Below are 24,167 nucleotides of genomic sequence, written 5' to 3'. Positions count from 1 at the left end.
GGCCGGCCATCGCGGAGCCGGTTGCAGGCGGGCGTGGTTCTACAACCGCTGTCGTCTAAGGCGAATGACGTCGTTGAGCGCACAGAAGTCGATGATTGCCCGCATCTGCGCCGGGGCGTTGACGAAGCTGAGCGACGCTTGATTGGCATGCGCATCGCGCACCCATTCGAGCAGGAGCGCCACCCCTGCACTGTCGGCCCGAGTCACGCCCGATAGATCGATGATCGTTTCCTCGCCGCGCTCGAACCAGTCTTCGGACTCGCGCAGCCGGCGTGGCACGGTCTCGGCGTCGAGTTCGCCGGTCAGATGCACCAGTTCGCGATTGGCGTCGATCTCTTCAGGCGTGTCCACGGATCAGCTGCCGCTGCCGCCGTTATAACGCGATTCCATCCGTTCGATCAGCTGCTCCAGCCCGCCGTTGCGAATCTGCGAGTTGAACTGACCGCGATAGTTGGTCACGAACGACAGGTTGCCGACACTGCCGTCGTAGATCTTCCATTCGTCGTTGACGATGTGCATCTGGAAGGTCACCGGCGTCTTGGTGCCGTCGTCGGTGGTGACGATCGCGCGGAAGGTCACGTCCTTGGCATCGTCGGCGGCCCGCACCGGCTGATACTCGATATCGGTATCGTCGTCGAAGGCCAGCAGTCCGTTGCCGTACGTGCGGATCAGCATGTTCTTGAACGCTGTCTGGAAGCGCTGGCGCTGATCCGGCGTGGCGGTACGCCAGGCCCGGCCGAGGACGAGCTGCGACATGTACGGCAGATCGACCAGCGGCAGCAGCTCTTCGTTGATCAGCGCATACAGCTGCTGAGGATTGTTGCGCAATTCCGCCCGATGGCCGTCCATGCGCGACAGCACATCCTGCACGGTCTGTTTGGCCAACTGATCGGGCGGCGTCGGAGCCGCCAGCGCGAGGCCGGGCACGAGCAGGGCGATCGCAAGCAGGCGGGTAATCGAGGATTTCCAGCGCGACATAGTGTGGTCCATGTTTTGGTCCGGTGAGGTTGCCATCGAGTATCGAGACAGATCCATGAATCGGCCCTTAACTCGGCCTGGGTGAAGCCGGTGCGGGGGCCAACCGGCGACTAGAAGTTGTTGCCGGCCGGGGCCTGGCCACCGTTGTTCTGGCCACCGCTTCCGCCCCCGCCGCCGCTATCGCTGCCCATGGTGGTCATGAACTGGCCGATCAGGTTTTCGAGCACCACCGCACTCTGCGTGATGATGAACTTGTCGCCGTCTTTCATGTTGTCCATGGAGCCGCCCGGGCCGATACCGACATACTGCTCGCCGAGCAGGCCGGAGGTCAGGATCGACGCGTCCGAGTCCTTAGGAATCTTGTACTGGTCGCTGATGCTCAGCTTGGCCACGGCCTGAAACGTCTGCTGGTCGAGGGTGATGTCGGTCACCCGGCCGATGCGCACGCCGGCCATGTTGACGGGGGAGCCGACCTTCAGCCCGCCGATATCGTTGAAGTCGGCGGCCACGGTATAGCCCGAGATACCGCTGGTGTCGGCCAGATTGCTTACCCGCATGGTCAGAATGAAAATCGCGGCGATGCCGAGACAGACAAAGAAACCGACCAGCAGTTCTACCGCTCTAGATTGCATAAGCTCGAATACCCTAGTTGCCTAGCCGCCGCTGAACAGCACAGCGGTGAGCATGAGATTGGCGCCGAGAATGGCCAGCGACGCGATCACGACCGTGTTGGTGGTCGCCCGCGACACGCCTTCGGACGTCGGCGGTGCGTGGTAGCCCTGGTAGACGGCAACCCATGTGATGATGGCGCCGAACACGCCGCTCTTGAGAAAGATGTTGATGATGTCGCGGCCGAAGTCCACGTTGGCCTGGATGCCCGACCAGTATGAACCGGCATCCACGCCGAGCATGTCCACGCCGACGAAATAGCCGCCGCCGGCGCCGATCGCCATGACACAGAAGATCGAGGTCAGCAGCGGCAGGGCGATCACCCCGGCCGCGAAGCGCGGTGCGACGATACGCCGGACCGGATCGACGGCCATCATCTCCATGCCCGAGAGCTGATCGGTGGCTTTCATCAGCCCGATCTCCGCGGCCAGCGCACTGCCGGCGCGTCCGGCGAACAACAGGCCGGTGACCACCGGGCCGAGCTCGCGAACCACGACCAGAGCAACGGAGGTGCCCAGCGCCTCCTCGGCGCCGAAGCCCACCAGCAGGCGATAGCCCGACAGTGCCAGGACCATGCCCACGAACAGTCCGGCCACCACCACGATTACCAGCGACAACACGCCGACCGAGTAGATCTGTTCGATGAGAAGCCGCGGTTTGGTCACAAGCGACGGCAGACTGCGCAGAATACGCAGCAGAAAGATGAAGCTGCGTCCGAGCTCGGCGATCCAGTTCGTGGCGGTCAAGAAAGTCCGTTGCGCTGCGTTCATCGCGAGCCGTCCTCGAGCAGGTCCTCTGCGTAGGGCCGGCCACTGTAGTGAAACGGCACCGGGCCGTCTGCCTCGGCATGGATGAATTGCTGCACCCAGGGCGAGTCGGATTCACGAATCTGTGTCGGCGTGCCATGGTCGATCACTTCGCCATCGGAGACGACATACACGTAATCGGCAATGCCCAGGGTTTCCTTGACGTCGTGACTGACCACGATCGCGGTCAGGCCCAGCACATCGTTGAGCCGACGGATCAGGCGCAGGAGCACACCCATGGAGATCGGATCCTGGCCGGCGAAGGGTTCGTCGTACATGATCATTTCCGGGTCGAGCGCAATCGCCCGGGCCAGTGCGACGCGGCGCGCCATGCCGCCCGACAGCTGCGCCGGATACAGGCGGCGCGCACCGCGCAGGCCCACCGCCTCGAGCTTCATCAGCACGATGTCGCGTATCAGCCGCTCGGGCAGCCTGGTGTGCTCTCGCAGCGGAAAGGCGACGTTGTCGAACACCGACAGATCGGTCAGCAGTGCGCCCGACTGGAACAGCATGCCCATACGCTTGCGCTGCTCGAAGAGTTCGCTCTGGGACAGCTTGGCCACATGTTGGCCGTCAAAATGCACGGTGCCTGAATCGGGCCGCCACTGACCGCTGATCAGTCTCAGCAGGGTGGTCTTGCCGGTGCCGCTGGGGCCCATGATCGCCGTGACGCGGCCCCGCGCGATATCCATGTCGACGGCCTTGTAGATCACGCGCTTGCCCAGCGAGAAATGCACATCGCGCACTTCCACGAGATTGTCGGCGGTGTGCGCCGCGCGGTCGTTGTGTGAGCTGTCGTCAGTCATGGGTATGGCGCGATGAACTTGCGCGCAAGCCTATCAGATCACAACCGCGCTGCTGGCCGATCGGGCGGGTATATTCAGGCTGCGCGCCAGCTGTATCGACAGGTCATCGGCCACGCGATCCAGGGCGGTCGGCCCGCCCAGGTCGGCGACCTGAGTCATGCGCAGTCCGTGATACCCGCAGGGGTCGATACGCGAGAAGGGTTCCAGGTCCATATCGACGTTGAGCGCCAGGCCGTGATAGCTGGCGCCGCGGCGTACGCGCAGCCCGATCGAGCCGATCTTGTCTTGACCGACATACACACCCGGGGCGTCGATTTTGGCGAACGCGTGGATATCGTAGCCGGCCAGCGTTGCGATCATGGCGTTCTCCAGCGCGCTCACCAGGCTGCGTATGCCGATACCCAGCCGCCGCAGATCGACCATGACATAGGCCATGATCTGGCCAGGGCCGTGGTAGGTCACCTGACCGCCGCGGTCGATGGGAACCACCTCGATATCGCCGGGCGCGAGCAGGTGCTCGGGGCGCCCGTTCTTGCCCTGGGTGAACACCGGCGCGTGATTGAGCAGCCACAACGTGTCCGGAGTGGATTCGTCGCGCTCGTCGGTGAACGCCTGCATCGCCTGCCAGACCGGCCGATAGGCCTGCGGTTGCCAGCCGAAGCGGTGAATCTCCAGCGCCGGGTCGATCATAGCGACATCAGCACTGCGCCGCTGTCGGTCAGGTCGGAATAAATGGCATCGAGCTGGCTCTGGCTATGGGCCGTGATCTGTGCAGTGACCGCGACATATTTGCCGCCGCTGCTTTCGCGCGCGCTCAGATCCTCGCGTGTGAGCTCGGGCGCATGAACTTTGATGATCTCGAATACACGCTTGGCGAAGTCACCGTCCTTCTTGCCGAAGGCCTTGATCGGAAACTCGCAGGGAAACTCGAGCAGCGTCTCGCGTTCGTTGTCGGGTGTGGAATCAGTCATGGGTCATAGCTTGCAGGGCAACCCGCATGCGCGTCCACAGCGGGCCCGGGCGACCCGTGCCGACCGGTGCGCCGTCGAGTTGGGTGACGGCGAATATCTCGCGCGTCGAGGAGGTGATCCAGATTTCGCTGGCCGCGGCCAGCGCGTCCGGGCTGAGCGTCTGGACTTCGGCATGATCGACACCATCGCGGGCGGCGATCTCGAGCACGATTGCCCGGGTGATACCGGCCAGGATGGTCTCCCGCAGCGCCGGCGTCAGCAATCGTCCCTCGACCACGGCGAACACGTTCGACGACGTACCTTCCATGACGGCCCCGTCGCGCACGAGAATAGCCTCGGTCGCGCCCGCGGCGCGCGCCTCGTCGGCGGCCATCACGTTCGCGAGCAGGGCCGTCGATTTGACCGAACAGTAGCGCCAGCGCGTATCGGCCAGCGTGATGGCGGCGATACCCTGTTCGATGACGGCCGCCTCGGGCGCGGTGCGTGACTGACAGAACGCGACCACGGTGGGCTCGATATCCGTGGGCAGGCGATGATCACGCCGTGCGGCCGCCCCGCGGGTGACCTGGACATAGACTGACACGTCGCCGCCGCCGTTGCGCTCGATCAGCGATTCGAGCAGCGCCGCCCAGCTCTGAATATCGTGCGGGTTGCGGATGCGCAGGGCGGCCAGGCTGCGATCCAGACGCTCTAAATGCGCTCGTAGCCCGAAGCCGCGCCCGGCATAGACCGGCACGACCTCATAGACGCTATCGGCGAACAGGAATCCGCGGTCGAGTATCGACACACGGGCTTGGTCGAGCGCGACATACTCGCCGTTCACATAGGCGGTGTTCATGAGCGTATCCGCGGTATCGGGAACGTCCGGTCAAGACGGCGGCCGGCCTGGCCGCCGTCGGACAGGGTCATTCGAACATCATCATCACTTCGTCGGTCAGCTGGCGGAAGATGCCGCCCTCGGCGATGTTGGCGCCCGCATAGAGCGGTACCTCGGCCAGAATCTGGTCGTCGTACTTGACGTTGAGCGTGCCCAGGCGGTCGCCTTTGTTGACCGGCGCCGACAGGTGCGACGGCAATTCAGCGCTGGTGGTCAGCGCGTCACGCTGTCCGCGCGGATATGCCACGTTGACCGCGCCGTCGGCGACCACCGGCAGCATGGTCTGGTCGCCTTTCCAGACGCGTATTTCGGCGATCTGCTTGCCGGCATCGAACAGGTGGCCGTTTTCATAGAAACGGAAGCCGTAGTTCAGCAGGGCGGCCGTCTGCGACTTGCGCGCGTTGTTCGAGTTGGTGCCGGTGACCACGGCGACCACCCGCATACCCTCGCGCTTGGCCGAGGCCGACAGACAGTAGCCGGCCGACTCGGTATGACCGGTCTTGCCGCCGTCGACGCTGTCATCCGACCACAGCAGCGAATTGCGGTTGTACTGCTCGATCCCGTTGTAGGTGAACTTCTTCTCGTGGAAGTATTTTTCGTAGAGGTCCGGATAGTCGCGGATCAGCGCCGAGAGCAGCCGTGCAATATCGTGCGCCGACATGTAGTGGTTCTCATGCGGCCAGCCGCTGGCGTCCATGAAGTGGCTGTTGGTCAACCCCAGTTCCTTGGCGTACTGGTTCATGTAGTCGGCAAATGTGGACTCGGTACCGCCGACATATTCGGCCAGCGCCACGGTGGCATCGTTGCCCGATGCCGTGATCATGCCGTGCAGAAGCTGGTCGACGGTCACCTGGCTGCCGACCTCGATGAACATCTTGGAGCCGCCCATGCGCCAGGCTTTTTCGCTGACCGTGACCTTGTCGTCCAGCGACAGGTTCCCCTTCTTGATCTCGTCGAAGACGATGAAGGTGGTCATCAGCTTGGTGATGCTCGCCGGTTCGATTCGCTTGTCGGGATCTTTGCCCGCCAGCACCTGTCCTGAATCGAAGTCGATCAGGATATAGCTGCGCGCATCCAGACTCGGCGGCTCGGGAATCGGCAGCGGCTTGGCCAGCGCGCTGGCGCATGCGAGCAGAGCGAATAGGAAGCAGAACAGTCGGTTAGCGTGGTTCATCGACATGGGCTCTTGGACTTGACATGGACTGGACATAAGGACCATTTCGGCGGACGAGCGGCAGTTTAGCGTCTCGTTATGCTGGCGGCTAACGCTCGACATCACGCGCTGCAAAGCCGCGCTCTACGAGCCTCTGCCGCGTCAGGGCGCGGGCGCGGGCGCTTTCGAACGGCCCCACGCGCACCCGATAGAGCGGGGTGGTGCTGTCCGGGCTCACGATACGCACGTGTTCGAAGCCGGCGCCGGCCAGGCGCGACTGCATGCTGCGGGCGTTGGTGACGCTGCCGAAGGCGCCACTCTGAAGGAACAGGCCACCGCCCGGTACGGCCGCATTGCCCCGGTTGGCCACCGGTACCGGACGCGCCGCGGGTTGCGCGCCGCCTGCCGTCGCATCCGACGCGGCGGTGTTCGACGGCGCAGGCGTGCGGCCACCGCGGACCGCCTCGACGTTGCGACGGCTGCGCTCGGCGCGCAACGACGCAGGCGTGACGGTCTCGATACGTACAGGCACGCTGCCGGCGGCGACCACGCCCAGCCGGCGCGCGGCGACATACGACAGATCGATGATGCGTCCGTCATGGAACGGCCCTCGATCGTTGACTCGTACGATCACGTGTTTGCCGGTGTCCAGATTCGTCACTCGGACATAGCTGGGAATCGGCAACCGCTTGTGCGCCGCGGTCATCTTGAACATGTTGTAGGGCTCGCCGCTGGATGTGCGGCGGCCATGGAACTGACGCCCGTACCAGCTGGCCATACCCGTCTGGGTGAAGCCGGCCGCACTCGGCATCACGTAGTAGGTCTTGCCGAGTGCCTCGTAGCTGCTCGGATTGCCATAACGAGACATGGGTTCGTCACGAGGCACCGCGTCGGGAATGGCGCTGATGTCGATGTTCTCGTCGTCCGGCGGCCCGTCGTTCTGGTAATAGCCGCCGCCCGTGCGCGCCGAGCCACCGCCGCCGCCTGACGGCGTGCCGGCGCAGCCGGCCAGCAAGCCAACCAGAAGCGATACGGCGGCGATCGCGTAGACGCGTCTCACGAAGCACTCGACGTCTGCTGGCGTGCGGCGATCTCCTGTCCGAGTTGATAGACGGCCATCGCGTACAGCGGACTGTGGTTATAAGTGGTGATCACGAAGAAATTGTTCAGTGCCACCCAGTATTCGGTGCCGTCGGCGCCCTGGAATTCGAGCAGGCCCACGTCGGCATCGCCGGGCGGCTCGCGGTCCACGCGCACGCCGAGCTTTCTGAGTGCGCTCCAGCGATAGGCGCTCTTTCGCTTGCTGCGCTCGATCGCATCGATGTCGTTGGGTTGCGCCAGCCAGGCCGGCAAGGCTACCTCGCCGTCGCGCTGCCAGCCGTGCTCGGCCAGATAGTTCGCCACCGAATAGATGATATCGGCCGGCTCGCCCCAGAGGTCGCGCTTGCCGTTGTCGTTGCCATCGACGGCATAGGCACGATAGCTCGACGGCATGAACTGCGGCAGGCCCATGGCCCCCGCATAGGAGCCGATTTCGCTATCGCAGTCGAGATCCTCTTCCACGCACAGGACGATGAAGTTCTCGAGTTCCTTGATGAAATAACTCGACCGTTCCGGATAATCGAAGCCCAGCGTGGCCAGCGCATCGAGCACCCGGTCGCGGCCGATGAACGCACCGTATTTGGTCTCCACGCCGATGATCGCGGCAATGACGTTGGCCGGGACCCCATATTCGGCCTCGGCCGCGTCGAATATCGCCTGATGTTCGGCGATATAAGCCGCTCCCTTGTCGGCCCGTTCGGGCTGCAGGAAGATCGGCCGGTAATCCGCCCAGGTGAGCGTGCGCTCGGCCGGCTTGCGCATGGTCGCCACGATCTTGGGCTGGTACTTGGCGTCGGCGAGCAGGGCGCGTGCAGCGTCCATATCCACGTGGTCAACGCGCTGCAGGCGTTCGAGCAGTGCCTTGCCCTCCGGGCGTTCGGCGTAATTGCCGGTCGCGCTGGCCGCCAGGACGGTCGTGCAGGTCAGGCCGAGCGCGGCGCTCAGCACGAGTCGGAATAATGGACGAGTCATGTGGCGAGCAACTTCCTGTGCGTATGGATGGACATGAGAATGCCGAACGAAGCCAGCAGGATCACCATGGATGTGCCGCCGTAGCTGATCAGCGGTAACGGCACCCCGACCACCGGCAGCAGTCCGGCCACCATGCCGATATTGACGAAGACATAGATGAAGAACGTCAGACTCAGCGAACCGGCGGCCAGTCGTTGAAAGGTATCCTGACTCTTCATGGCGATATACAGACCGCGTGCAACGATGAAGCAGTAGATCGCAAGCAGAGCCGCCACACCGAGCAAACCGGTTTCCTCGGCGTAGACCGCGAACACGAAGTCGGTATCCGACTCCGGCAGGAAGTTCAGATGGGCCTGGCTGCCGTTGAGCCAACCCTTGCCGAACAGGCCACCCGAGCCGATGGCAATCTTGGACTGCGAAATATGGTAGCCCGCACCGGTCGGATCGCGGGCCGGGTTGAGAAACGTCAGCACCCGTTCCTGCTGGTAATCGTGCATGTTGAACCACAGCAGCGGTGCCGCCGCGGCTGCCATGAGCACGAGCACGAGAATCACGCGCCAGCGCAGGCCGGCGAAATACAACGCGAATCCGCCGGCCGCGGCGATCAGCAGCGCCGTGCCCAGATCGGGCTGGTCGGCCACCAGCACCACGGGTACGGCGATCAACGCGGCGGCGATCGCCACGTCGCGCAGGGTCGGCGGCAGGCTGCGATCGCGGAAATAGGCCGCCACGGTCAGCGGGGCGGCGAGCTTCATGAGTTCAGAAGGCTGAAAGCGCACGACGCCGAGATCCAGCCAGCGCTGGGCGCCCATGGCGGTATCGCCCAGAGCAATCACCAGCACGAGCAGCAGCACGCCGAAGCCGAACACCCAGGGCGCGGCCACCCGGAACCATTCTGGGGGAATCTGGGCGATGAGAATCATGCCGATCAGGCCGATGCCCAGCCGGATCGCCTGGTTGAGCACGACCGCCTGCGACTGGCCGGATGCGCTGTAGAGTACGAACAGCCCGAGTGCGGCACAGCAGATCAAGGCAACCAGCAGTTGCAGATCGATACGCCAGTAGACGAGCCACTCGGCCAGGCTCGACGGGCTGTCGGTGGCGTTTGCACTCATCGAGGGCTCCGGGCAGAGGCCTGCAGGACCGGCGGTTGACTGCGGAATGCATCGATGACCTTGCGAGCGATCGGGCCGGCGACGCTCGAACCGCCGCCGCCGTGTTCGACCAGTACGGCGACCGCGATCTTGGGCTGGTCGATCGGCGAAAAAGCAATGAACAGCGCGTGATCCCGCAGTTGTCGCTGGACGTCTTCGATATCCGGCGCCGCCTGATGCTGGGCCAAGCCCGCGACCTGGGCCGAGCCGGACTTGCCGGCGATGCTGTAGTCCAGGTTCTGCCCGACATAGTGATGGGCGGTGCCGCGTGGCGCGGTGATTACTTGCTGCATGCCTTCGATGACGACCTGCCAGTGGCGTCGATCCTTGAGCTCGATCGGCTCCAGCGGCGTGGGCACGGTGTCGTTGATTCGACCGCTGGCCGGGTCTTTCCAGGCGCGCAGCACGTGCGGCTTGAAACTGTGTCCGCGCTCGGCGATTAGGCTCGTCATCTGTGCCAGCTGGAGAGGCGTCGCGGTCATGAAGCCTTGGCCGATCACCGTATTGAGCGTCTCGCCCGGATACCAGGGCAGATTGCGGCTGCCATGCTTCCAGGCGCGCGAGGGCATGATGCCACTGTTCTCGCGAGGCAGATCCACGCCCGTGACTTCGCCCAGACCGAACATGGCGCCGTAGCGATGAATATTGTCGATGCCCAGCTTGAGCGCGAGCTTGTAGAAATAGACGTCTGAAGAGCGATACAGCGCTTCACGCATATCGACCCAGCCATGGCCGGAGCGTTTCCAGTCCCGGTAATGATGATCGCTACCGGGCAGGGTGATATAGCCCGGACACCACACCTTCTTCTGCGGTTCGATGGACGCGGTTTCCAGCCCGGCCAGGGCCATCACCGGTTTGACGGTCGAGCCCGGCGGATACTGGCCCTGCAGCGCGCGGTTGAACAAGGGCTTGTGCGGATCCGAGATCAGACGCTTGTAGTTGCTGTGACTGATGCCGTCGACGAACAGATCCGGGTCGTAGCTGGGCTTGGATACCATGGCCAGCAGCCCGCCGGTTTCCGGGTCGATCGCGACCACGGCGCCGTCGTTATCGCCCAGCGCCTCGTAGGCGGCGCTCTGGAGTCGAGCATCGATGGTCAGATACAGGCTCTCGCCAGCGGTCGGGCGATGCATTTCCAGTTCGCGCAGCGAACGACCGCTGGCATTGGTTTCGACCACGCGCGAACCCGGGTAACCGTGCAGGCGCGACTCGTAGCTGTATTCCACGCCCGACTTGCCGATATGGTTGGACCCGCGATACCGCTTGTCATCGACCAGCGACAGATCGCGGGCAGTGATTCCGCCCACATAACCGACCAGATGCGCGGCGACCCGGCCCAGCGGATAGTGGCGGGTGAGACCGGCACGAATCTCCACGCCGGGGAAATTGCCGCGATTGACTTCGAACCGGGCCACCTCGCGCTGGCTCAGGTTCAGTCGAATCGGCACCCCGCGAAAACGCGGCGTCTTGGCTACCCGATCCCGGAAGCGGTCGCGATCGGCCTGCCGTATTTCCACGATCCGGCCCAGCCGGTCGAGCGTCGCGTCCAGGTCATCGACCTGTTCGGGCACGATCTCGAGCCGATAGGCGGGCAGATTGTCGGCCAGCAGCACGCCGTTGCGGTCGTAGATCAGCCCGCGCACGGGCGGCATGACCTGTACGCGCATGCGGTTGTCCTGCGACCGGGTCTCGTAATAGCCGTGGCGCAGGACCTGTAGATACATCACGCGCGACACGAGCACGCATACGAGCAAGCACAGCACTCCGCCGGCAACCAGTGTGCGCAGGAAGAACAGGCGCCGTTCGGCTGCGTGATTCTTGATCGCGTCGTCTGCGGGCATGCGCGCGTGAGATCTCCCTGGTCGCGATTGCGTCGGAGCCCAGAGGGTCCGAAATCAGCGAAGTCAAAGACTTATCGAAAAAAGCTAAAGTAGACTATCGAGCTCAGCGTATGCTGCTCGCACGAAACTGTCGAGATGTGTGAAACCCGGCCGCACGGCACGGTGCAATAGCTGTCGCTGTCGCGCTCAGGTCGCCGCGCGTGCGCACCCCTGGTTCTATCGGACCTCCAATTCGGCCAGACGTTCCAGAACGAACGCCCAGACCGGCCACACGAGCACCGTGGTGGCGATCGGAAGCCAGCGCCACCACTGGTCGACCTCTGCGCCGGCGACGCCATCGATCCAGAACAGCACGAACTCGTAGAGCACGAACACCGGCGTCAGCAACAGACCCTGCTGCCAGAGAGGGAAAGCCCAAAGCAACTCTCGCAGCTTGACTACGGCATAGGCCGCCACGGCCAGTGCCAGCCCGTGTTCAGAGAACGGCGTGCCGTAGATGACATCGATCAGAATGCCGCAGGCCCAGGCCGTCAACAGCCCGAATCGCAACGGTTGCATCAGTACCCAGAACAACACCGTGGCAGGGTAGAACGCCGGCCGCGCCGCAGCGATCGCATCCGGGGCAGGCAGCAGCGTCAGGATCAGGCCGACGCCCAGGGTGAAAAGAATCAATAATCCGCTGATGTGATGATTGATGATCATGAGCCCGAATCGGCGGGGGCTCCGGCGTCCGTATCGTCGGTCGTGGATGTGTCGGGCGACTCGGGCCCGGTCAGACGATCATCATCCTGGGTCCAGACCAGCAGTACTTCTCGGCCTCGGTTGAGATGAGCCGTTGGCTGGGCGATTACGTCCAGGAATTCGTCGCCTGGCTGATGGGTGACGGTACTGATCCGTGCCACCGGATAACCGGCGGGATAACGCCCGCCCAGCCCGGAGGACACCAGGAGATCGCCGGCTTTAATGTCCGAATTGTTGGCCAGAAAGGGCAGACGCAGCTCGTCGGACTTGCCGGTGCCCTGGGCGATGGTTTGCAGTCCGGTTCGGTTGATTTCGACAGGAATGCCGTGATTGGCATCGGTGATGAGGATGGCACGCGAATCCAGCGGCGTGACGTCCGTGACCTGGCCCATGATGCCATTGGCATCGACCAGCGCCTGACCGACGAATACGCCGTCGGCCGAGCCCTTGTTGAGCTTGATGTAATGGCGATAAGGGTCGGGTGTGACCGAGAGGATACGAGCGATCAGTACGTTCTGGTCCAGCGAGCTCGCCGAGGCCAACAGGGCGCGAATGCGTTCGTTCTCGGCTTCGAGCGCGGCAAGCTTCTGGAGCCGAACCTTGAGCAGCAGAACCTTCTGCGACAGCGCTTCGTTGTCGGCGATCAGTTCGCCGCGATCGAAATAACGGCCGAGGTATTCGGTAAGCTCGCCAGGCAGTTCGGCAGCGATCTGGATCGGCTGCAAGGCGACGGCCAGGGTGCTGCGCACCGGCGCCAGGCTGTCGTGTGCGTGGTCGACCATCATGAGCACGATCGAAACCACGATGATGATGACGATCTTGATACCCGGCGCCACGCGACGGTTGAGCAGCGGTGTCTTGTCGTCGTCGGTCAGGCCGCGCACTTAACCCCCGGACGCGCGCCGCGCGCCAGCTAAGACGGGCGGCTTCACGCCGGGTGCGGCGCCGAGCGGACGCCGGCGGGCGCGGCGGATGGTCCGGGCCTGTGCTGACGGCTGCTGTGTCATGGGATACACCCGGTATGGCTCCTCGGCACGGGCGATGCGGCTGGCGTGCATTTTCGTGACATCATGCAATGACCGTCGACGTTCTTCGAGTCGACTATCAATAACGAATCAGAGTAGGCCGGCCCAACACCGGCGTGCAACCGCCCGGCGAGCTATTCGAGTGCGAACAGCTGGCCTGTCTTGCGGTCGATCATCTCCAGCAGGATACCGCCGCCGCGGGCGACGCAGGTCAACGGATCGTCGGCCACGATCACGGGCAGTCCCGTCTCTTCGGAGATCAGCTTGTCGAGATCGGCCAGCAGCGCGCCGCCGCCGGTGAGCACGATGCCGCGTTCGGCCACATCCGAGCCGAGCTCCGGGGGTGTCGATTCGAGTGCGAGCTTGACCGCGCTGGTGATATTGGACAGCGGCTCCTGGAGCGCGTCCAGCACTTCGTTGGAGTTGAGGGTGAACGCCCGCGGCACGCCAGCGGACAGATGCCGGCCCACGACCTCGATCTCCTTGACCTCGTGGCCGGGAAAGGCGGTACCGATCTTGTGCTTGATCGATTCGGCCGTGGCCTCGCCAATGAGCATGTTGTACTGACGCCGCACGTAGTTGACGATCGCCTCGTCGAACTTGTCGCCACCGGTACGCACCGACTCTGCGTAGACGATGCCGTTGAGGGAGATGACCGCCACTTCCGACGTGCCGCCGCCGATGTCCAATACCATCGAGCCGCGCGCCTCGCCGATCGGAATGCCGGCACCGATGGCCGCGGCGACCGGCTCTTCGACCAGATACACACGGCGAGCGCCCGCGTTGGAGGCGGACTCGCGAATCGCGCGTCGCTCGACCTGGGTCGAACCGTAGGGCACGCAGACCAGCACGCGCGTCATCGGCCGCAGAAAACGCTTTTTGTGCACCTTCCGGATGAAGTGCTGCAGCATCTTCTCGGTAACGGTGAAGTCGGCGATCACGCCGTCCTTGAGCGGGCGGATCGTGGTGATATGGCTCGGTGTACGACCGAGCATCCGCTTGGCGTCGGCGCCCACCGCCTCGATGCGCTTGCCACCGCGGGCGTCGGTACGCACGGCAACCACGGATGGTTCGTTGAGCACGATTCCCTGGTCGCGTGCATAGACCAGCGTGTTGGCCGTGCCGAGATCGATCGACAGATCGTTGACGAACAGGCCACGAAAATTATCCAGCATGGAGGCACACCCAAGCGCGAAAAATAAACGCGTCGATTACGCGCAGGACGCAGCGCGATCGTGACGCGTTGCAATAAAGTGGCGCAATGCTAGCAACGGCGGTGGGCCACGGCAACGCCGATCCGGCGCGAACGCCGGTGCAACACCGAGCCCGCGCCCCGGCGTGGTCGGCGGCCCTGTCCGGCCAAGCCCGGTACGCGGATTGGCGCAGGCGCCCGGGCCGCGCTGCAGGTCGACGGGCGCGCGTGTCCGGGTTGATTCCGCGCGCCGTCGAGGCCGCATTCGCCCACGCCCGCGGGCTGCGATCTGGTCGCACGGGGGGCGGTTTATGCTAGTTTTGCTGCCTCCGTGCCCAAGGCGCGTGGTGTAATCCGATGAGTAAATATAGGCTGCTGCCGTGAATCTGACTGCCGATCAGGTCCGAAACGTTGCCCGACTGGCGCGTTTGGGCCTGGATGAAGCCCAGATCGCCGACTATGTCGGCGAATTGTCGACCATCGTGGATGTCTTTGCCGCACTCGAACGCATCGATACCCATGACGTGGAACCCATGGCGCATCCGCTGGACCTGACCGCGCGCCTGCGCGCAGATCGAGCCGATGTCGACGACCGTCGCCAGGCATTCCAGGCGATCGCTCCGGCGACACGCGACGGCGTCTATCTGGTGCCGAAGGTCATCGAATGAGTACCGAGCAGCCGATAGACGAAATGAGCGTCGCCGAGCTGAGCGCGGCCTGTCGCGACGGCCGGCTGTCCGCAGTGGCCCTGACCGAGCATTTTCTGGCGCGTATCGATACCCACGACACGCGGTTGAACAGCCTGATCAGCGTGTGTCGAGAGCGCGCGCTGTCCCAGGCGGCCGCCGTCGATCGGGGCGAGCCTGCCGGTGCGCTTGCCGGGCTGCCGATCGCCCATAAGGACATCTTCTGTACCCAGGGCCTACGTACCAGCTGTGGCTCGCGCATGCTCGACAACTTTGTCGCGCCCTACGATGCGCATGTGGTCGAGCGTCTGGATGCGGCCGGCACCGTGACCCTGGGCAAGACGAACATGGACGAATTCGCCATGGGTTCGTCCAACGAAACCAGTTTCTACGGGCCGGTGCGCAACCCCTGGAACGAAGCCTTCGTGCCGGGCGGCTCGTCGGGCGGCTCGGCGGCGGCCGTGGCCGCCGGTTTGGTGCCAGCGGCCACGGGCACCGATACGGGCGGATCGATCCGTCAGCCGGCCGCACTGTGTGGAGTGACCGGTATCAAGCCGACCTATGGGCGCGTCTCGCGCTACGGAATGATCGCGTTCGCATCCAGCCTGGACCAGGGTGGTTGCTTCGCGCGTTCGGCCGCCGACTGTGCGGCGGTGCTGGGCGCCATGGCCGGTTTCGATGCGCGCGACTCGACCTCGGTCGAGCGCGATGTGCCCGATTACGGCGCGGCGCTGAGCGGCGATATTTCCGGTCTGCGAATCGGCCTTCCGCGCGAATATTTCGCCGAGGGCCTGGAAGCCGGCACACGCACCGTGCTGGACACTGCGATCGCCGAATACGAGCGGCTCGGTGCGCAGCTGGTGGAGATCGATCTGCCGCATACCGAACTCGCGGTATCGACTTATTACGTGCTGGCCCCGGCCGAGGCGTCGTCGAACCTGGCCCGCTATGACGGTGTGCGCTATGGCTATCGCTGCGAGGCGGCGGTGGATCTGGAGGATCTGTACAGCCGTTCCCGTGCCGAAGGCTTCGGTCGCGAGGTCCAGCGCCGGATCATGGTCGGCGCCTATGTACTCTCGGCCGGTTATTACGATGCCTACTATCTCAAGGCGCAGAAGACACGCCGGCTGATCGCCGACGATTTCCGCCGTGCCTATGCAGACGTCGACCTGATCGCCGCGCCCGTGACCCAGTCGCCGGCATTCAGGTTGGGCGAAAAGGTCGACGACCCGGTGTCGATGTATCTCAACGATGTGTACACGTTACCGGCGAGTCTGGCCGGCCTGCCGGGCATGTCGGTGCCGGCCGGGTTCGTCGACGGTCTGCCCGTGGGCCTGCAGCTGCTGGCGCCCTGGTTCGAAGAGGCGCGCCTGCTCAATGCCGCTCACGCTTTCCAGCAGGCAACCGACTGGCACACCCGACGTCCGGCGGGGTTCGAATGATGACGAGCGCATGGGAGACGGTGATCGGGCTCGAAGTTCATATCCAGCTCGCCACCCAGAGCAAGATCTTCTCCAGCGCGCCGACGGCCTACGGTGCTGCGCCGAATACGCAGGCCAGCGCGGTGGACATCGCCTTGCCCGGCGTGTTGCCGGTGATCAACGCAGAGGTCATTCGCATGGCCACGCTGTTCGGCCTGGCCATCGACGCCGAGATCGCACCGCGGTCGGTATTCGCGCGTAAGCACTATTTCTATCCCGATCTGCCCAAGGGCTATCAGATTAGCCAGTTCGAGCTGCCGATCGTGGCTCGCGGCCATTTGGATATCGCAACGGCCGATGGTGGGGAAAAGCGCATCGGCATTACCCGCGCTCATCTGGAGGAAGATGCGGGCAAATCCTTGCATGAAGCCTTCGATCGCGAAACCGGTATCGATCTCAATCGCGCGGGAACGCCGCTGGTGGAATGCGTCTCCGAACCCGAGATGGCCAGTGCGGCCGAAGCGGTGGCTTACGCCCGCAAGCTGCATTCGCTGGTCACCTATCTGGGCATCTGCGACGGCAACATGGCCGAGGGCTCGTTCCGCGTGGATGCCAACGTGTCCGTGCGTCCGCGCGGGACCAGCGAATTTGGCACGCGCACCGAAACCAAGAACGTCAACTCGTTCCGTTTTCTGGAAAAAGCGATCGAGTACGAGGTCGAGCGTCAGATCGATGTACTCGAATCCGGCGGCACGATCGTTCAGGAGACCCGCCTCTACGACCCGGACGCCGACGAAACACGCAGCATGCGTTCCAAAGAGGAAGCGCACGACTATCGTTACTTCCCGGACCCGGATCTGCTGCCGGTTGCGATCGATGCGGATTTCATCGAGGCCGCACGCACGGCACTGCCGGAGTTGCCCGATGCCAAGCGGCGTCGATTCGAGTCCGACTATGCGCTCGGTGGCGCCGACGCCATGGCGCTGACCGACTCCCGCGCGCTGGCGGATTATTTCGAGGCGACCGTCGCCGCGACCGGTGGTGTGCCGTCGGTACAGGGCAAGCCGGCGGCGAACTGGATCAACAGCGAGCTCACGGCGGTGCTCAATCGCCTAAGTCGACCGATCACAGAGGCGCCGGTCAGCGCCGAGCAGCTGGGCGGGCTGTTGGCCCGTATTGCCGACAACACCATTTCCGGCAAGATCGCCAAGGACGTATTCGATGCGCTGGCGGCCGGTGAGGGCGAAAGTGCGGACGCCATCATCGCCGATCGTGGGCTCAAGCAGATCACCGACAGCTCGGCGATCGAAGCCTTCGTCGATGCCGCCATCACCGACAACCCGGATCAGGTCCAGCAGTATCTGGACGGCAAGACCAAGATTCTCGGGTTTTTGGTGGGGCAGGTCATGAAGGCATCCAAGGGCAAGGCCAACCCGAAAGAGGTCAATCAGTTGATGGTGGCCAAGCTGGACGCGCTGGCCTGACCCTGTCGAGAATGCGGCCGGGCTCGGCCGAACAAACAGTCGCCTGCCCGTAGAGGAAGCCGATGCAGACAACGCTGACGTTCGATACGCCCGGCCGGTCGACCCGTGACATCACCGCAGACGTCGGACGCGTGGTCAGTGATGCCGGGCTGTGCACCGGGGTGGCTCATGTCTTCATCCGGCATACCTCGGCGTCGCTGATGATCTGCGAGAACGCCGACCCGGATGTGCGTGCCGACGTCGAGCGCTGGATGGCTGGTGCAGTAGTCGATGGCGATCCGAGGTTCGTGCACGACATGGAAGGCCCGGACGATATGCCCGGCCATATCCGCAGCATTCTGACCGGCATGGATCTGAGCGTGCCGATCACTGACGGCGCGCTCAACCTCGGAACCTGGCAGGGAATCTATCTCTACGAGCACCGGAGTGCGCCACATCGCCGGGAAGTCGTGGTGACGCTGCTGTCGGCCGCTGGTTGAGAAGAGTTGCCGGCGCCTTCGGCGCCGGCCTCTAGTGGTGAGATGCGGCCGCCGGAGCGATGGGCGCCCATTCGGTCTGGCCGCTGATCGAACTGTCCATCGTGCCGATACGTACCGGAATGCGCCAACGCTTGACTACGGCCAGATCGTGGCCATCGTGTGCCGGCGCGTCGGCCGCCGCACGCGGTTCGATCCAGCCGTAGCTGCCGGTCGACGATACACGCGCCCAGGCCACCGCCGGCGTGCTGTCGGGCGTGGCGGCCGGCGCGCCCGATGGGCGTACACGCGCCCAGGTCGCGCTCGCGCGATTGGCGTCGACGCCCGTCTCCGAAAAGCGTAGAAACGGCGCGCCGTCGGCATCGAGCACGATCAGCGGCTCCGTGCCGCGATAGGACACGAACAACCCGGGCCGCGCGCTGCCCGTCATCGCACGGACAACGGCTTGGCCGTCGAGCAGGCCGGCGTCGATGACCCGGGCCTCGATCATGCCGCGCGCCGGCGGGACATACTCGAAGTGCCCACGGATCGCGCTGCGCTGGCTGCCATAGCGCACCGGGATTGACCAGCGCGCCACCGAACGCGGCTGACCGCCATCCACGACGTGATGGGGTACCGCGATCGAATCACTGCGCAGCCGCAGATCGAACCAGCCCCAGCTGGGCGTCGACTCGACGACCTGCCAATCGGGTCGACTCGAGGCATCGGCATCGATCGCCCCGGGGGCCATCAGCGTATTGGTGCGATGAAAGGCCGCCGCGCCGAGATCCGCCTGCACGCGTTGTGCTCCGATTCGCAAAAAGGGGCGCCCGCGCGCGTCTTCGACGACCAGCAGCCGATCGGTCGGGTTGTAGACCAGCAGCTGAGCCGCCAGCGTATGCCGCAGCTGCACGCGCAGATCCGACAACGCCGGCGGGAGCTCATCGAGTACCGCGCGTACCTCCGCCTGGCCGCCGGCCGTGTCACCGCCGTGCGCCTGAACGCCGGTCAGCGGCAGCCCGGCCAGGACGATCATTCCGATCAGCTGGCGGATCCGGGGGGCTATACCGCTCACGGGGCTTCGCCGCCGGTCTGGCCCGCGCGCTGAGCATCCTCGGCCAGGCCACGTACGGCGTCCGGTGTACTGGCCGCGGTGTCCCGGCCGATGTCGGCGCCCCGCTGTAGCGCACCTGCGAGTTCACCTGCCGTACCCGGTGCGCCTTCGATCAGCGTCTGCGGCCCGGGAATGACGCTGGTCACGCCCGAAAGCAGGTCGGTGACCGGCAGCAAGGGCGACACGCCGTCGGTGTCGCCGATCCGGCCGACTTCACCGATCTTGCCGAGCAGGCTGCCGACCAGTCCGTGGTTAGCCTCGCCCGAAGTCACCACCGGCGCGGGCTGAACGATGGGCGCGTCATCCTGACCAGGCAGTATTGCCACCGGGGTGGACTCGGACGGCAGGCGCATGCCGTCATCAGCTTCGCGGCTGACGAACAGCATGTATTGACCAGCCGGGAGGACGGCCGGGTTGGCGGTCATCTGGAGCGTGATCTGACCGCCGCTACGCGCGACGATCGGCAGAACCACCGCGCGCTGGTCGCCGTCGACCAGATGCGTGGTCGCGGTCCGCCGGATGAGCATGGCCTGATCTACATCGCCGCTATCCACCGCGACATCGAACGTTGTGCCGTCGGTGCGCAGTTCGCTCGGCGCGCTGTCGATTACCGGGCGATCGTCACGCATCGCATAGGGCGGAGTATAGATCTCGAACGATGGGTCACGGCTCTGGTAGTCGGCCAGCCCCAGTTGGTCGAGGTTGATGAAAGACAGATAAGCCGTGTTGATCGGAGAATGGCCGCCGACCAGCACACGGCCGTCGGGCATCAGCAGCGCGGTGTTGTGGTAGGTCCGCTTGCGATGGGCCACGGCCATCGGAGTCCAGTTGCCGGTGGTCGGATCGAAGCGCTCCGCCTGGCGATAGGCGCCCTCCAGGCCCGGCAACACGACGCCGTCGCGGTTGCCGCCGGAAAAAATCATCACGCTGTCGTCGGGCATGACCACTGAATAGCTGTACCAGCGCGGTTCGTTGAGCGGGCCGGTGAGCTCGGAGCTGTACTCCATGGTGTCGCCGTCGACATGCACCGTGTCGATACGCGACGAAGAGATCGGCAGGTAACCGCCCGGGCTGCCCACGGTGACATAGGTCGGTACGCCCCCGGCGGTCAGAAAGCGTGCGTCGTGATAACCACCGTTGGCATCGGGGCGTAGCGGCAACATCGCGGAGAACGTGGAGCCACGCATGCCCGAGCCGATCGCCCGCTCGAGCGCACGGCCGTCGATCGGCGTATCCAGCAGTCCTTCGATCAACCCGGTCGGGTTGGCCAGGGTCTGACCGACCAGATCGCCAAGCAGTCGCTGCACCTGGCCGGCATTCAGGTTGGTCACGTTGAGCGTGCTGGCCAGTGCGCCCAGTCCAACCTCGTTGAGCTTGAGCGGCAGGCCGGCGTAGCCGAGATCGGTCCATTGCTGGCTGTCGGGATCGTAGGCGGCGACAATATTCCACAACGCCTGATCGTAGGCCTGTCCGAAGGGATTGAAGGCCTGGCCCCCGGCGTTATAGAACACCTGGCCGTTGGGCAGCAGATGCATACGGGGGAACAAGGGCAGCGAGCGCTGGGCGGGGCCGCCGTTTTCTGACCAGGTGCCGCTGTCAAGATCGTAGGTCTCGGTCTGGACCACGTTACGCCCGGAATTGAGTGGCTGTTCGGGATAGACCGGCTTGAGCAGCTTGGTCACCCCGCTGGCCACGAACACATCGCCATTGGCCAGGGTGACCAGTGACGGGTACCAGCGCCCGTAGCGCATATCGCCGCTCTGCGACCAGGTCTCGGTTTCCGGATCGAAGATGCGCGAAGCCTTGAGCCCCTCTAGCTCGACTACGCCCACCGGCAGTCCGTCGACACCGGGTTCGGTGTAGTAATCGGTGCCGCCGACCGCCATCATCCGGCCGTCAGCCAGGAACGTGACGTCGGCACAGAACAGTGCGCCGTCGTTCTTGGCCGTATTGTCGGCCGTGTCCAGCAGGCCCTCGGGCACGCCGGTCAGCGCACCGGACAGCGTCGTACTGTCGGCACCGTCGGGATTGGCGCCGCCGTCGACCGGATCGGGCCGGCTCCAGCTCGGGCGGTCTTCGTCATCCAGTGTGAGTACCCGCGACTGGTCGTTGACCGACACCTCGCCGAATTCGGCGACGATCGACAGCTCGACGTTCTCGGTGCCTTCAAGCGCGTTCAGGTATACGAATCGGCCGTCACCGAGATTGGCGACCGTGCCGGCCGCCGGCTTGCAGCTGAGCATCCCTTCGGCATTGGGAAGACAGCGTTCATCAGTGGCCATGGCCTGACCGTCCACAACGATGGTGGGCTCGGCAAACGGTGTGCTGAAGCGACCGACCTTCTCGGGCGAGCGCTCTGATGCGTCATCGGTGCGGATGGTCTCGCTCGGACGGGTCGAGTCCGGCTCAGTGACAGGGGCGAGCAGATCGCCCAGAAGGCCGGCGGAGGCCGGCGCGCTGAACGCCACGAACACGAGGGTCGCCGTGGCGGCGGAAGGAGTCAGACGCATGGGTTATCTCCCCTGACCGACGGTCTGCAACCGTCGTGACTATTTATAGTTATCGAAACGGTCAATCGCTCGACCGGTCGGTCAGGGGTAACATGGATTTCGCGGTTGCCGCAAGGCAGCGCGCGCGGCCGGGCAACGTCAGCGCACAGGCCGTGCGCGTCAACTATCTGAAATATCAGTGACGGAAGTGGCGAACGCCCGTGAACAGCATGGCAATCCCGGCCTCGTCGGCGGCTGCGATTACCTCCTCGTCGCGAATCGATCCGCCCGGTTGAATGACCGCCTTCACGCCGACCTTCGCTGCGGCGTCGAGACCATCCCGGAACGGGAAGAACGCATCGGAGGCCATGACCGAGCCGGCCACGTCGAGCCCGGCATCGGCGGCCTTCAGGCCCGCGATGCGGGCCGAATCGACGCGGCTCATCTGGCCGGCGCCGACGCCGACGGTCGCGCCGTCGCGCGCATAGACGATGGCGTTGGATTTAACGAACTTGGCTACCCGCCAGGCGAACATCAGATCCTGCAGCTGACTGCCGTCGGGCTGGGCCTCGGTGACGATACGAAGCTGCTGATCGTCTAGCAGCTGCTCGTCGGCGTCCTGAACCAGCAGACCGCCGGCGATCTGCTTGATGGCCGGTTCGCTTGGCCGGCCGGCCGCCGCCTCGCCGGTGGCGATCACGCGTAGATTCTTCTTCCGGGCGAACAGGGCCAGGGCCGCGTCTTCAATGGCTGGGGCGAGGATCACCTCGGCGAACTGATTGGCCAGAACGCGTTCGGCGGTCGCCACATCTAGCGTCTGGTTGAAGGCGAGAATGCCTCCGAAGGCCGAGGTCGGGTCGGTGGCAAACGCGCGCTCGTAGGCCTGTTCCAGGCTGCGTGCGACCGCTACACCGCAGGGGTTGGCATGTTTGACGATCACACACGCCGGTGCCTGATCGAACGCACGGACACAGGCCAGCGCGGCGTCGGCATCGGCCAGATTGTTGTAGGACAGGGCCTTTCCCTGAACGACATGAGCATCGACCAGACTGCCCGCGACCGGTTCGGCGGCCGCATAGAGCGCGGCCCGCTGGTGCGGGTTCTCGCCGTAACGCAGCGTCCTCCGTCGTTCGTAACTGGGCGCGAAGCGACTCGGCAAGACGGCATCATCGGTATCGTTGCCGGCGCTGTCGGCGGCGTCCGACAGGTACGTAGCAATGGCGTGGTCGTAGCCGGCAGTGTGCGCAAAACCCTTGGCCGCCAGACGCTCCCGGGTGGATAGGGTGGTGGCCCCGCCGTGCGCCTGCATATCGGCAAGCACCGCGTCGTAGTCGACCGAATCGACCACCAGTGTAACGAAGGCGTGGTTCTTGGCGGCGGCGCGCAGCATCGCCGGTCCGCCGATGTCGATGGTTTCGATGGCCTGGTCGCGCGTGGTCTCCGGCCGCGCGATGGTTTGTTCGAACGGGTATAGATTGACCACCACCAGATCGATCGGTGCGATCTGCTGTTCGGCCATGACTGTGTCATCGATGCCTCGGCGACCGAGAATGCCGCCATGAATCTTCGGGTGCAGCGTCTTGACGCGGCCGTCCATGATTTCCGGGGCGCCGGTATGGTCGGCGACGTCGATGACGGCCACGCCGGCGTCGCGCAGGGCGCGGGCCGTGCCGCCCGTGGAGAGTATCTCGACGCCGTGGTCGGCGCTGAGCGCGCGCGCGAATTCGGCGACGCCGGTCTTGTCAGACACGCTGATCAAAGCGCGACGAATAGGCTGGGCGGGGCGATCGGTGGTCGAAGTCACGGTAGGCGATGGGTCCGGTTGAAATAAAAACACCCGCGGCGCGGGTGGAGTCTGCAGGGTAGGCGGCGGCCGGTCAGCCGTCGAGATCGTAGCTGCGGAGTTTCTTTCGAAGCGTGCCGCGATTGATGCCGAGCATGGCCGCCGCTTTGGACTGATTGCCACGGCTGTAGTCGAGTACACGCTCGAGCAACGGCTTCTCGACTTGTTCGAGTATCATGCGATACAGATCGCAGGGGGGCGCGCTGCCGTTGAGCGATTCGAAGTAGCGATCGAGACTGGCGCCGACGTAGTGGCTGAGGGGTTGGCCGTCAGCATCAGAATCGGTATCGGTCTGCGTCTGCGTCATTCGTGCCAGCGGCGGGCGGGGGATGAGGAACGGCGAACTATAACGGCAATCGCCACTCAGAGAAAGACGACTTTCGGCGAGC

General features: G+C 64.6%; 24 protein-coding genes. 4 read left to right on the top strand and 20 right to left on the bottom strand.

The window, feature by feature from the left end:
- Positions 1-39: 39 nt before the first annotated feature.
- The 16 genes from T31B1_RS11055 to T31B1_RS10980 form a co-directional block, all read right to left on the bottom strand.
- Positions 40-351 carry an STAS domain-containing protein gene (locus T31B1_RS11055; protein WP_353249526.1) on the bottom strand — a complete coding sequence of 104 codons (312 nt, stop codon included), beginning with the start codon at positions 349-351 and terminating at the stop codon, positions 40-42.
- Positions 352-354: 3 nt separating this feature from the next.
- Positions 355-990 (bottom strand): MlaC/ttg2D family ABC transporter substrate-binding protein, encoded by a 636-nt coding sequence (locus T31B1_RS11050; RefSeq protein WP_353249525.1) that lies wholly within the window; start codon positions 988-990, stop codon positions 355-357.
- Between the two features lie 98 nt (positions 991-1,088).
- Positions 1,089-1,610: an outer membrane lipid asymmetry maintenance protein MlaD gene (mlaD, locus tag T31B1_RS11045; RefSeq protein ID WP_353249524.1), complete on the bottom strand. Its 522-nt coding sequence runs from the start codon at positions 1,608-1,610 to the stop codon at positions 1,089-1,091.
- A gap of 21 nt (positions 1,611-1,631) precedes the next feature.
- Complete coding sequence (gene mlaE, locus T31B1_RS11040) at positions 1,632-2,417, bottom strand: lipid asymmetry maintenance ABC transporter permease subunit MlaE (RefSeq protein WP_353249523.1); 786 nt, start codon at positions 2,415-2,417, stop codon at positions 1,632-1,634.
- On the bottom strand, positions 2,414-3,259 hold the full coding sequence (locus tag T31B1_RS11035) for an ABC transporter ATP-binding protein (RefSeq protein WP_353249522.1): 846 nt from the start codon (positions 3,257-3,259) through the stop codon (positions 2,414-2,416). The genes mlaE and T31B1_RS11035 overlap by 4 nt, the downstream gene beginning before the upstream one ends.
- Positions 3,260-3,292: 33 nt before the next feature.
- Positions 3,293-3,949: a lipoyl(octanoyl) transferase LipB gene (gene lipB / locus T31B1_RS11030; protein WP_353249521.1), complete on the bottom strand. Its 657-nt coding sequence runs from the start codon at positions 3,947-3,949 to the stop codon at positions 3,293-3,295.
- Positions 3,946-4,230 (bottom strand): YbeD family protein, encoded by a 285-nt coding sequence (locus T31B1_RS11025; protein WP_353249520.1) that lies wholly within the window; start codon positions 4,228-4,230, stop codon positions 3,946-3,948. Before T31B1_RS11025 ends, lipB begins: the two co-directional genes overlap by 4 nt.
- Complete coding sequence (locus T31B1_RS11020) at positions 4,223-5,068, bottom strand: aminotransferase class IV (RefSeq protein WP_353249519.1); 846 nt, start codon at positions 5,066-5,068, stop codon at positions 4,223-4,225. Before T31B1_RS11020 ends, T31B1_RS11025 begins: the two co-directional genes overlap by 8 nt.
- A 67-nt stretch (positions 5,069-5,135) precedes the next feature.
- Positions 5,136-6,281 (bottom strand): D-alanyl-D-alanine carboxypeptidase family protein, encoded by a 1,146-nt coding sequence (locus T31B1_RS11015; RefSeq protein ID WP_353249518.1) that lies wholly within the window; start codon positions 6,279-6,281, stop codon positions 5,136-5,138.
- Positions 6,282-6,369: 88 nt separating this feature from the next.
- Positions 6,370-7,320, bottom strand: coding sequence for a septal ring lytic transglycosylase RlpA family protein (locus T31B1_RS11010; RefSeq protein ID WP_353249517.1), 951 nt, complete (start codon positions 7,318-7,320; stop codon positions 6,370-6,372).
- Positions 7,317-8,333, bottom strand: coding sequence for a lytic murein transglycosylase B (gene mltB / locus T31B1_RS11005; protein WP_353249516.1), 1,017 nt, complete (start codon positions 8,331-8,333; stop codon positions 7,317-7,319). Before mltB ends, T31B1_RS11010 begins: the two co-directional genes overlap by 4 nt.
- The gene (rodA, locus tag T31B1_RS11000; protein WP_353249515.1) at positions 8,330-9,448 is read right to left on the bottom strand and encodes a rod shape-determining protein RodA; all 1,119 of its coding nucleotides are present in this window, start codon (positions 9,446-9,448) and stop codon (positions 8,330-8,332) included. Before rodA ends, mltB begins: the two co-directional genes overlap by 4 nt.
- Positions 9,445-11,328, bottom strand: coding sequence for a penicillin-binding protein 2 (gene mrdA / locus T31B1_RS10995; protein WP_353249514.1), 1,884 nt, complete (start codon positions 11,326-11,328; stop codon positions 9,445-9,447). The genes rodA and mrdA overlap by 4 nt, the downstream gene beginning before the upstream one ends.
- Positions 11,329-11,544: 216 nt before the next feature.
- Entirely contained in the window at positions 11,545-12,030 is a 486-nt protein-coding gene (gene mreD, locus T31B1_RS10990; protein ID WP_353249513.1) for a rod shape-determining protein MreD, read from the bottom strand.
- Positions 12,027-12,953, bottom strand: coding sequence for a rod shape-determining protein MreC (mreC, locus tag T31B1_RS10985; RefSeq protein ID WP_353249512.1), 927 nt, complete (start codon positions 12,951-12,953; stop codon positions 12,027-12,029). Before mreC ends, mreD begins: the two co-directional genes overlap by 4 nt.
- A gap of 275 nt (positions 12,954-13,228) precedes the next feature.
- Positions 13,229-14,269 (bottom strand): rod shape-determining protein, encoded by a 1,041-nt coding sequence (locus tag T31B1_RS10980; RefSeq protein ID WP_353249511.1) that lies wholly within the window; start codon positions 14,267-14,269, stop codon positions 13,229-13,231.
- 397 nt (positions 14,270-14,666) lie between these two features.
- Here T31B1_RS10980 and gatC point away from each other — a divergent pair, with 397 nt between their 5' ends.
- From gatC to T31B1_RS10960, 4 genes are all read left to right on the top strand, one after another.
- Positions 14,667-14,954, top strand: a complete 288-nt coding sequence (gene gatC / locus T31B1_RS10975; RefSeq protein ID WP_353249510.1) for an Asp-tRNA(Asn)/Glu-tRNA(Gln) amidotransferase subunit GatC — start codon at positions 14,667-14,669, stop codon at positions 14,952-14,954.
- A 14-nt stretch (positions 14,955-14,968) separates the two neighbouring features.
- Entirely contained in the window at positions 14,969-16,414 is a 1,446-nt protein-coding gene (gatA, locus tag T31B1_RS10970; protein ID WP_353249619.1) for an Asp-tRNA(Asn)/Glu-tRNA(Gln) amidotransferase subunit GatA, read from the top strand.
- Complete coding sequence (gene gatB, locus T31B1_RS10965) at positions 16,414-17,877, top strand: Asp-tRNA(Asn)/Glu-tRNA(Gln) amidotransferase subunit GatB (RefSeq protein WP_353249618.1); 1,464 nt, start codon at positions 16,414-16,416, stop codon at positions 17,875-17,877. The genes gatA and gatB overlap by 1 nt, the downstream gene beginning before the upstream one ends.
- A 62-nt stretch (positions 17,878-17,939) precedes the next feature.
- Positions 17,940-18,356 (top strand): secondary thiamine-phosphate synthase enzyme YjbQ, encoded by a 417-nt coding sequence (locus T31B1_RS10960; protein ID WP_353249509.1) that lies wholly within the window; start codon positions 17,940-17,942, stop codon positions 18,354-18,356.
- Between the two features lie 31 nt (positions 18,357-18,387).
- Here the strand turns inward: T31B1_RS10960 and T31B1_RS10955 are convergent, their stop codons facing one another.
- The 4 genes from T31B1_RS10955 to fis form a co-directional block, all read right to left on the bottom strand.
- Positions 18,388-19,407 carry a serine/threonine-protein kinase gene (locus tag T31B1_RS10955; RefSeq protein ID WP_353249508.1) on the bottom strand — a complete coding sequence of 340 codons (1,020 nt, stop codon included), beginning with the start codon at positions 19,405-19,407 and terminating at the stop codon, positions 18,388-18,390.
- Positions 19,404-21,956: a galactose oxidase early set domain-containing protein gene (locus T31B1_RS10950; RefSeq protein WP_353249507.1), complete on the bottom strand. Its 2,553-nt coding sequence runs from the start codon at positions 21,954-21,956 to the stop codon at positions 19,404-19,406. Before T31B1_RS10950 ends, T31B1_RS10955 begins: the two co-directional genes overlap by 4 nt.
- A 175-nt stretch (positions 21,957-22,131) precedes the next feature.
- Positions 22,132-23,739: a bifunctional phosphoribosylaminoimidazolecarboxamide formyltransferase/IMP cyclohydrolase gene (gene purH, locus T31B1_RS10945; protein ID WP_353249506.1), complete on the bottom strand. Its 1,608-nt coding sequence runs from the start codon at positions 23,737-23,739 to the stop codon at positions 22,132-22,134.
- Positions 23,740-23,812: 73 nt separating this feature from the next.
- The gene (gene fis, locus T31B1_RS10940) at positions 23,813-24,085 is read right to left on the bottom strand and encodes a DNA-binding transcriptional regulator Fis (RefSeq protein ID WP_353249505.1); all 273 of its coding nucleotides are present in this window, start codon (positions 24,083-24,085) and stop codon (positions 23,813-23,815) included.
- Positions 24,086-24,167 lie beyond the last annotated feature (82 nt).

It is taken from the genome of Salinisphaera sp. T31B1 (assembly GCF_040361275.1).
GTDB lineage: Bacteria > Pseudomonadota > Gammaproteobacteria > Nevskiales > Salinisphaeraceae > Salinisphaera.
This window is presented reverse-complemented; position numbering and strand designations above follow the sequence as displayed.

Coding starts and splice junctions, on each gene's coding strand:
- T31B1_RS10980 (WP_353249511.1), bottom strand. CDS start 14,269: ATGCTGGATAATTTTCGTGGCCTGTTCGTCAACGATCTGTCGATCGAT.
- T31B1_RS11035 (WP_353249522.1), bottom strand. CDS start 3,259: ATGACTGACGACAGCTCACACAACGACCGCGCGGCGCACACCGCCGAC.
- mltB (WP_353249516.1), bottom strand. CDS start 8,333: ATGACTCGTCCATTATTCCGACTCGTGCTGAGCGCCGCGCTCGGCCTG.
- lipB (WP_353249521.1), bottom strand. CDS start 3,949: ATGATCGACCCGGCGCTGGAGATTCACCGCTTCGGCTGGCAACCGCAG.
- T31B1_RS10950 (WP_353249507.1), bottom strand. CDS start 21,956: ATGCGTCTGACTCCTTCCGCCGCCACGGCGACCCTCGTGTTCGTGGCG.
- mreD (WP_353249513.1), bottom strand. CDS start 12,030: ATGATCATCAATCATCACATCAGCGGATTATTGATTCTTTTCACCCTG.
- mrdA (WP_353249514.1), bottom strand. CDS start 11,328: ATGCCCGCAGACGACGCGATCAAGAATCACGCAGCCGAACGGCGCCTG.
- T31B1_RS11015 (WP_353249518.1), bottom strand. CDS start 6,281: ATGAACCACGCTAACCGACTGTTCTGCTTCCTATTCGCTCTGCTCGCA.
- gatB (WP_353249618.1), top strand. CDS start 16,414: ATGACGAGCGCATGGGAGACGGTGATCGGGCTCGAAGTTCATATCCAG.
- rodA (WP_353249515.1), bottom strand. CDS start 9,448: ATGAGTGCAAACGCCACCGACAGCCCGTCGAGCCTGGCCGAGTGGCTC.
- T31B1_RS10960 (WP_353249509.1), top strand. CDS start 17,940: ATGCAGACAACGCTGACGTTCGATACGCCCGGCCGGTCGACCCGTGAC.
- mlaD (WP_353249524.1), bottom strand. CDS start 1,610: ATGCAATCTAGAGCGGTAGAACTGCTGGTCGGTTTCTTTGTCTGTCTC.
- T31B1_RS11050 (WP_353249525.1), bottom strand. CDS start 990: ATGGACCACACTATGTCGCGCTGGAAATCCTCGATTACCCGCCTGCTT.
- T31B1_RS11020 (WP_353249519.1), bottom strand. CDS start 5,068: ATGAACACCGCCTATGTGAACGGCGAGTATGTCGCGCTCGACCAAGCC.
- fis (WP_353249505.1), bottom strand. CDS start 24,085: ATGACGCAGACGCAGACCGATACCGATTCTGATGCTGACGGCCAACCC.
- mlaE (WP_353249523.1), bottom strand. CDS start 2,417: ATGAACGCAGCGCAACGGACTTTCTTGACCGCCACGAACTGGATCGCC.
- T31B1_RS11025 (WP_353249520.1), bottom strand. CDS start 4,230: ATGACTGATTCCACACCCGACAACGAACGCGAGACGCTGCTCGAGTTT.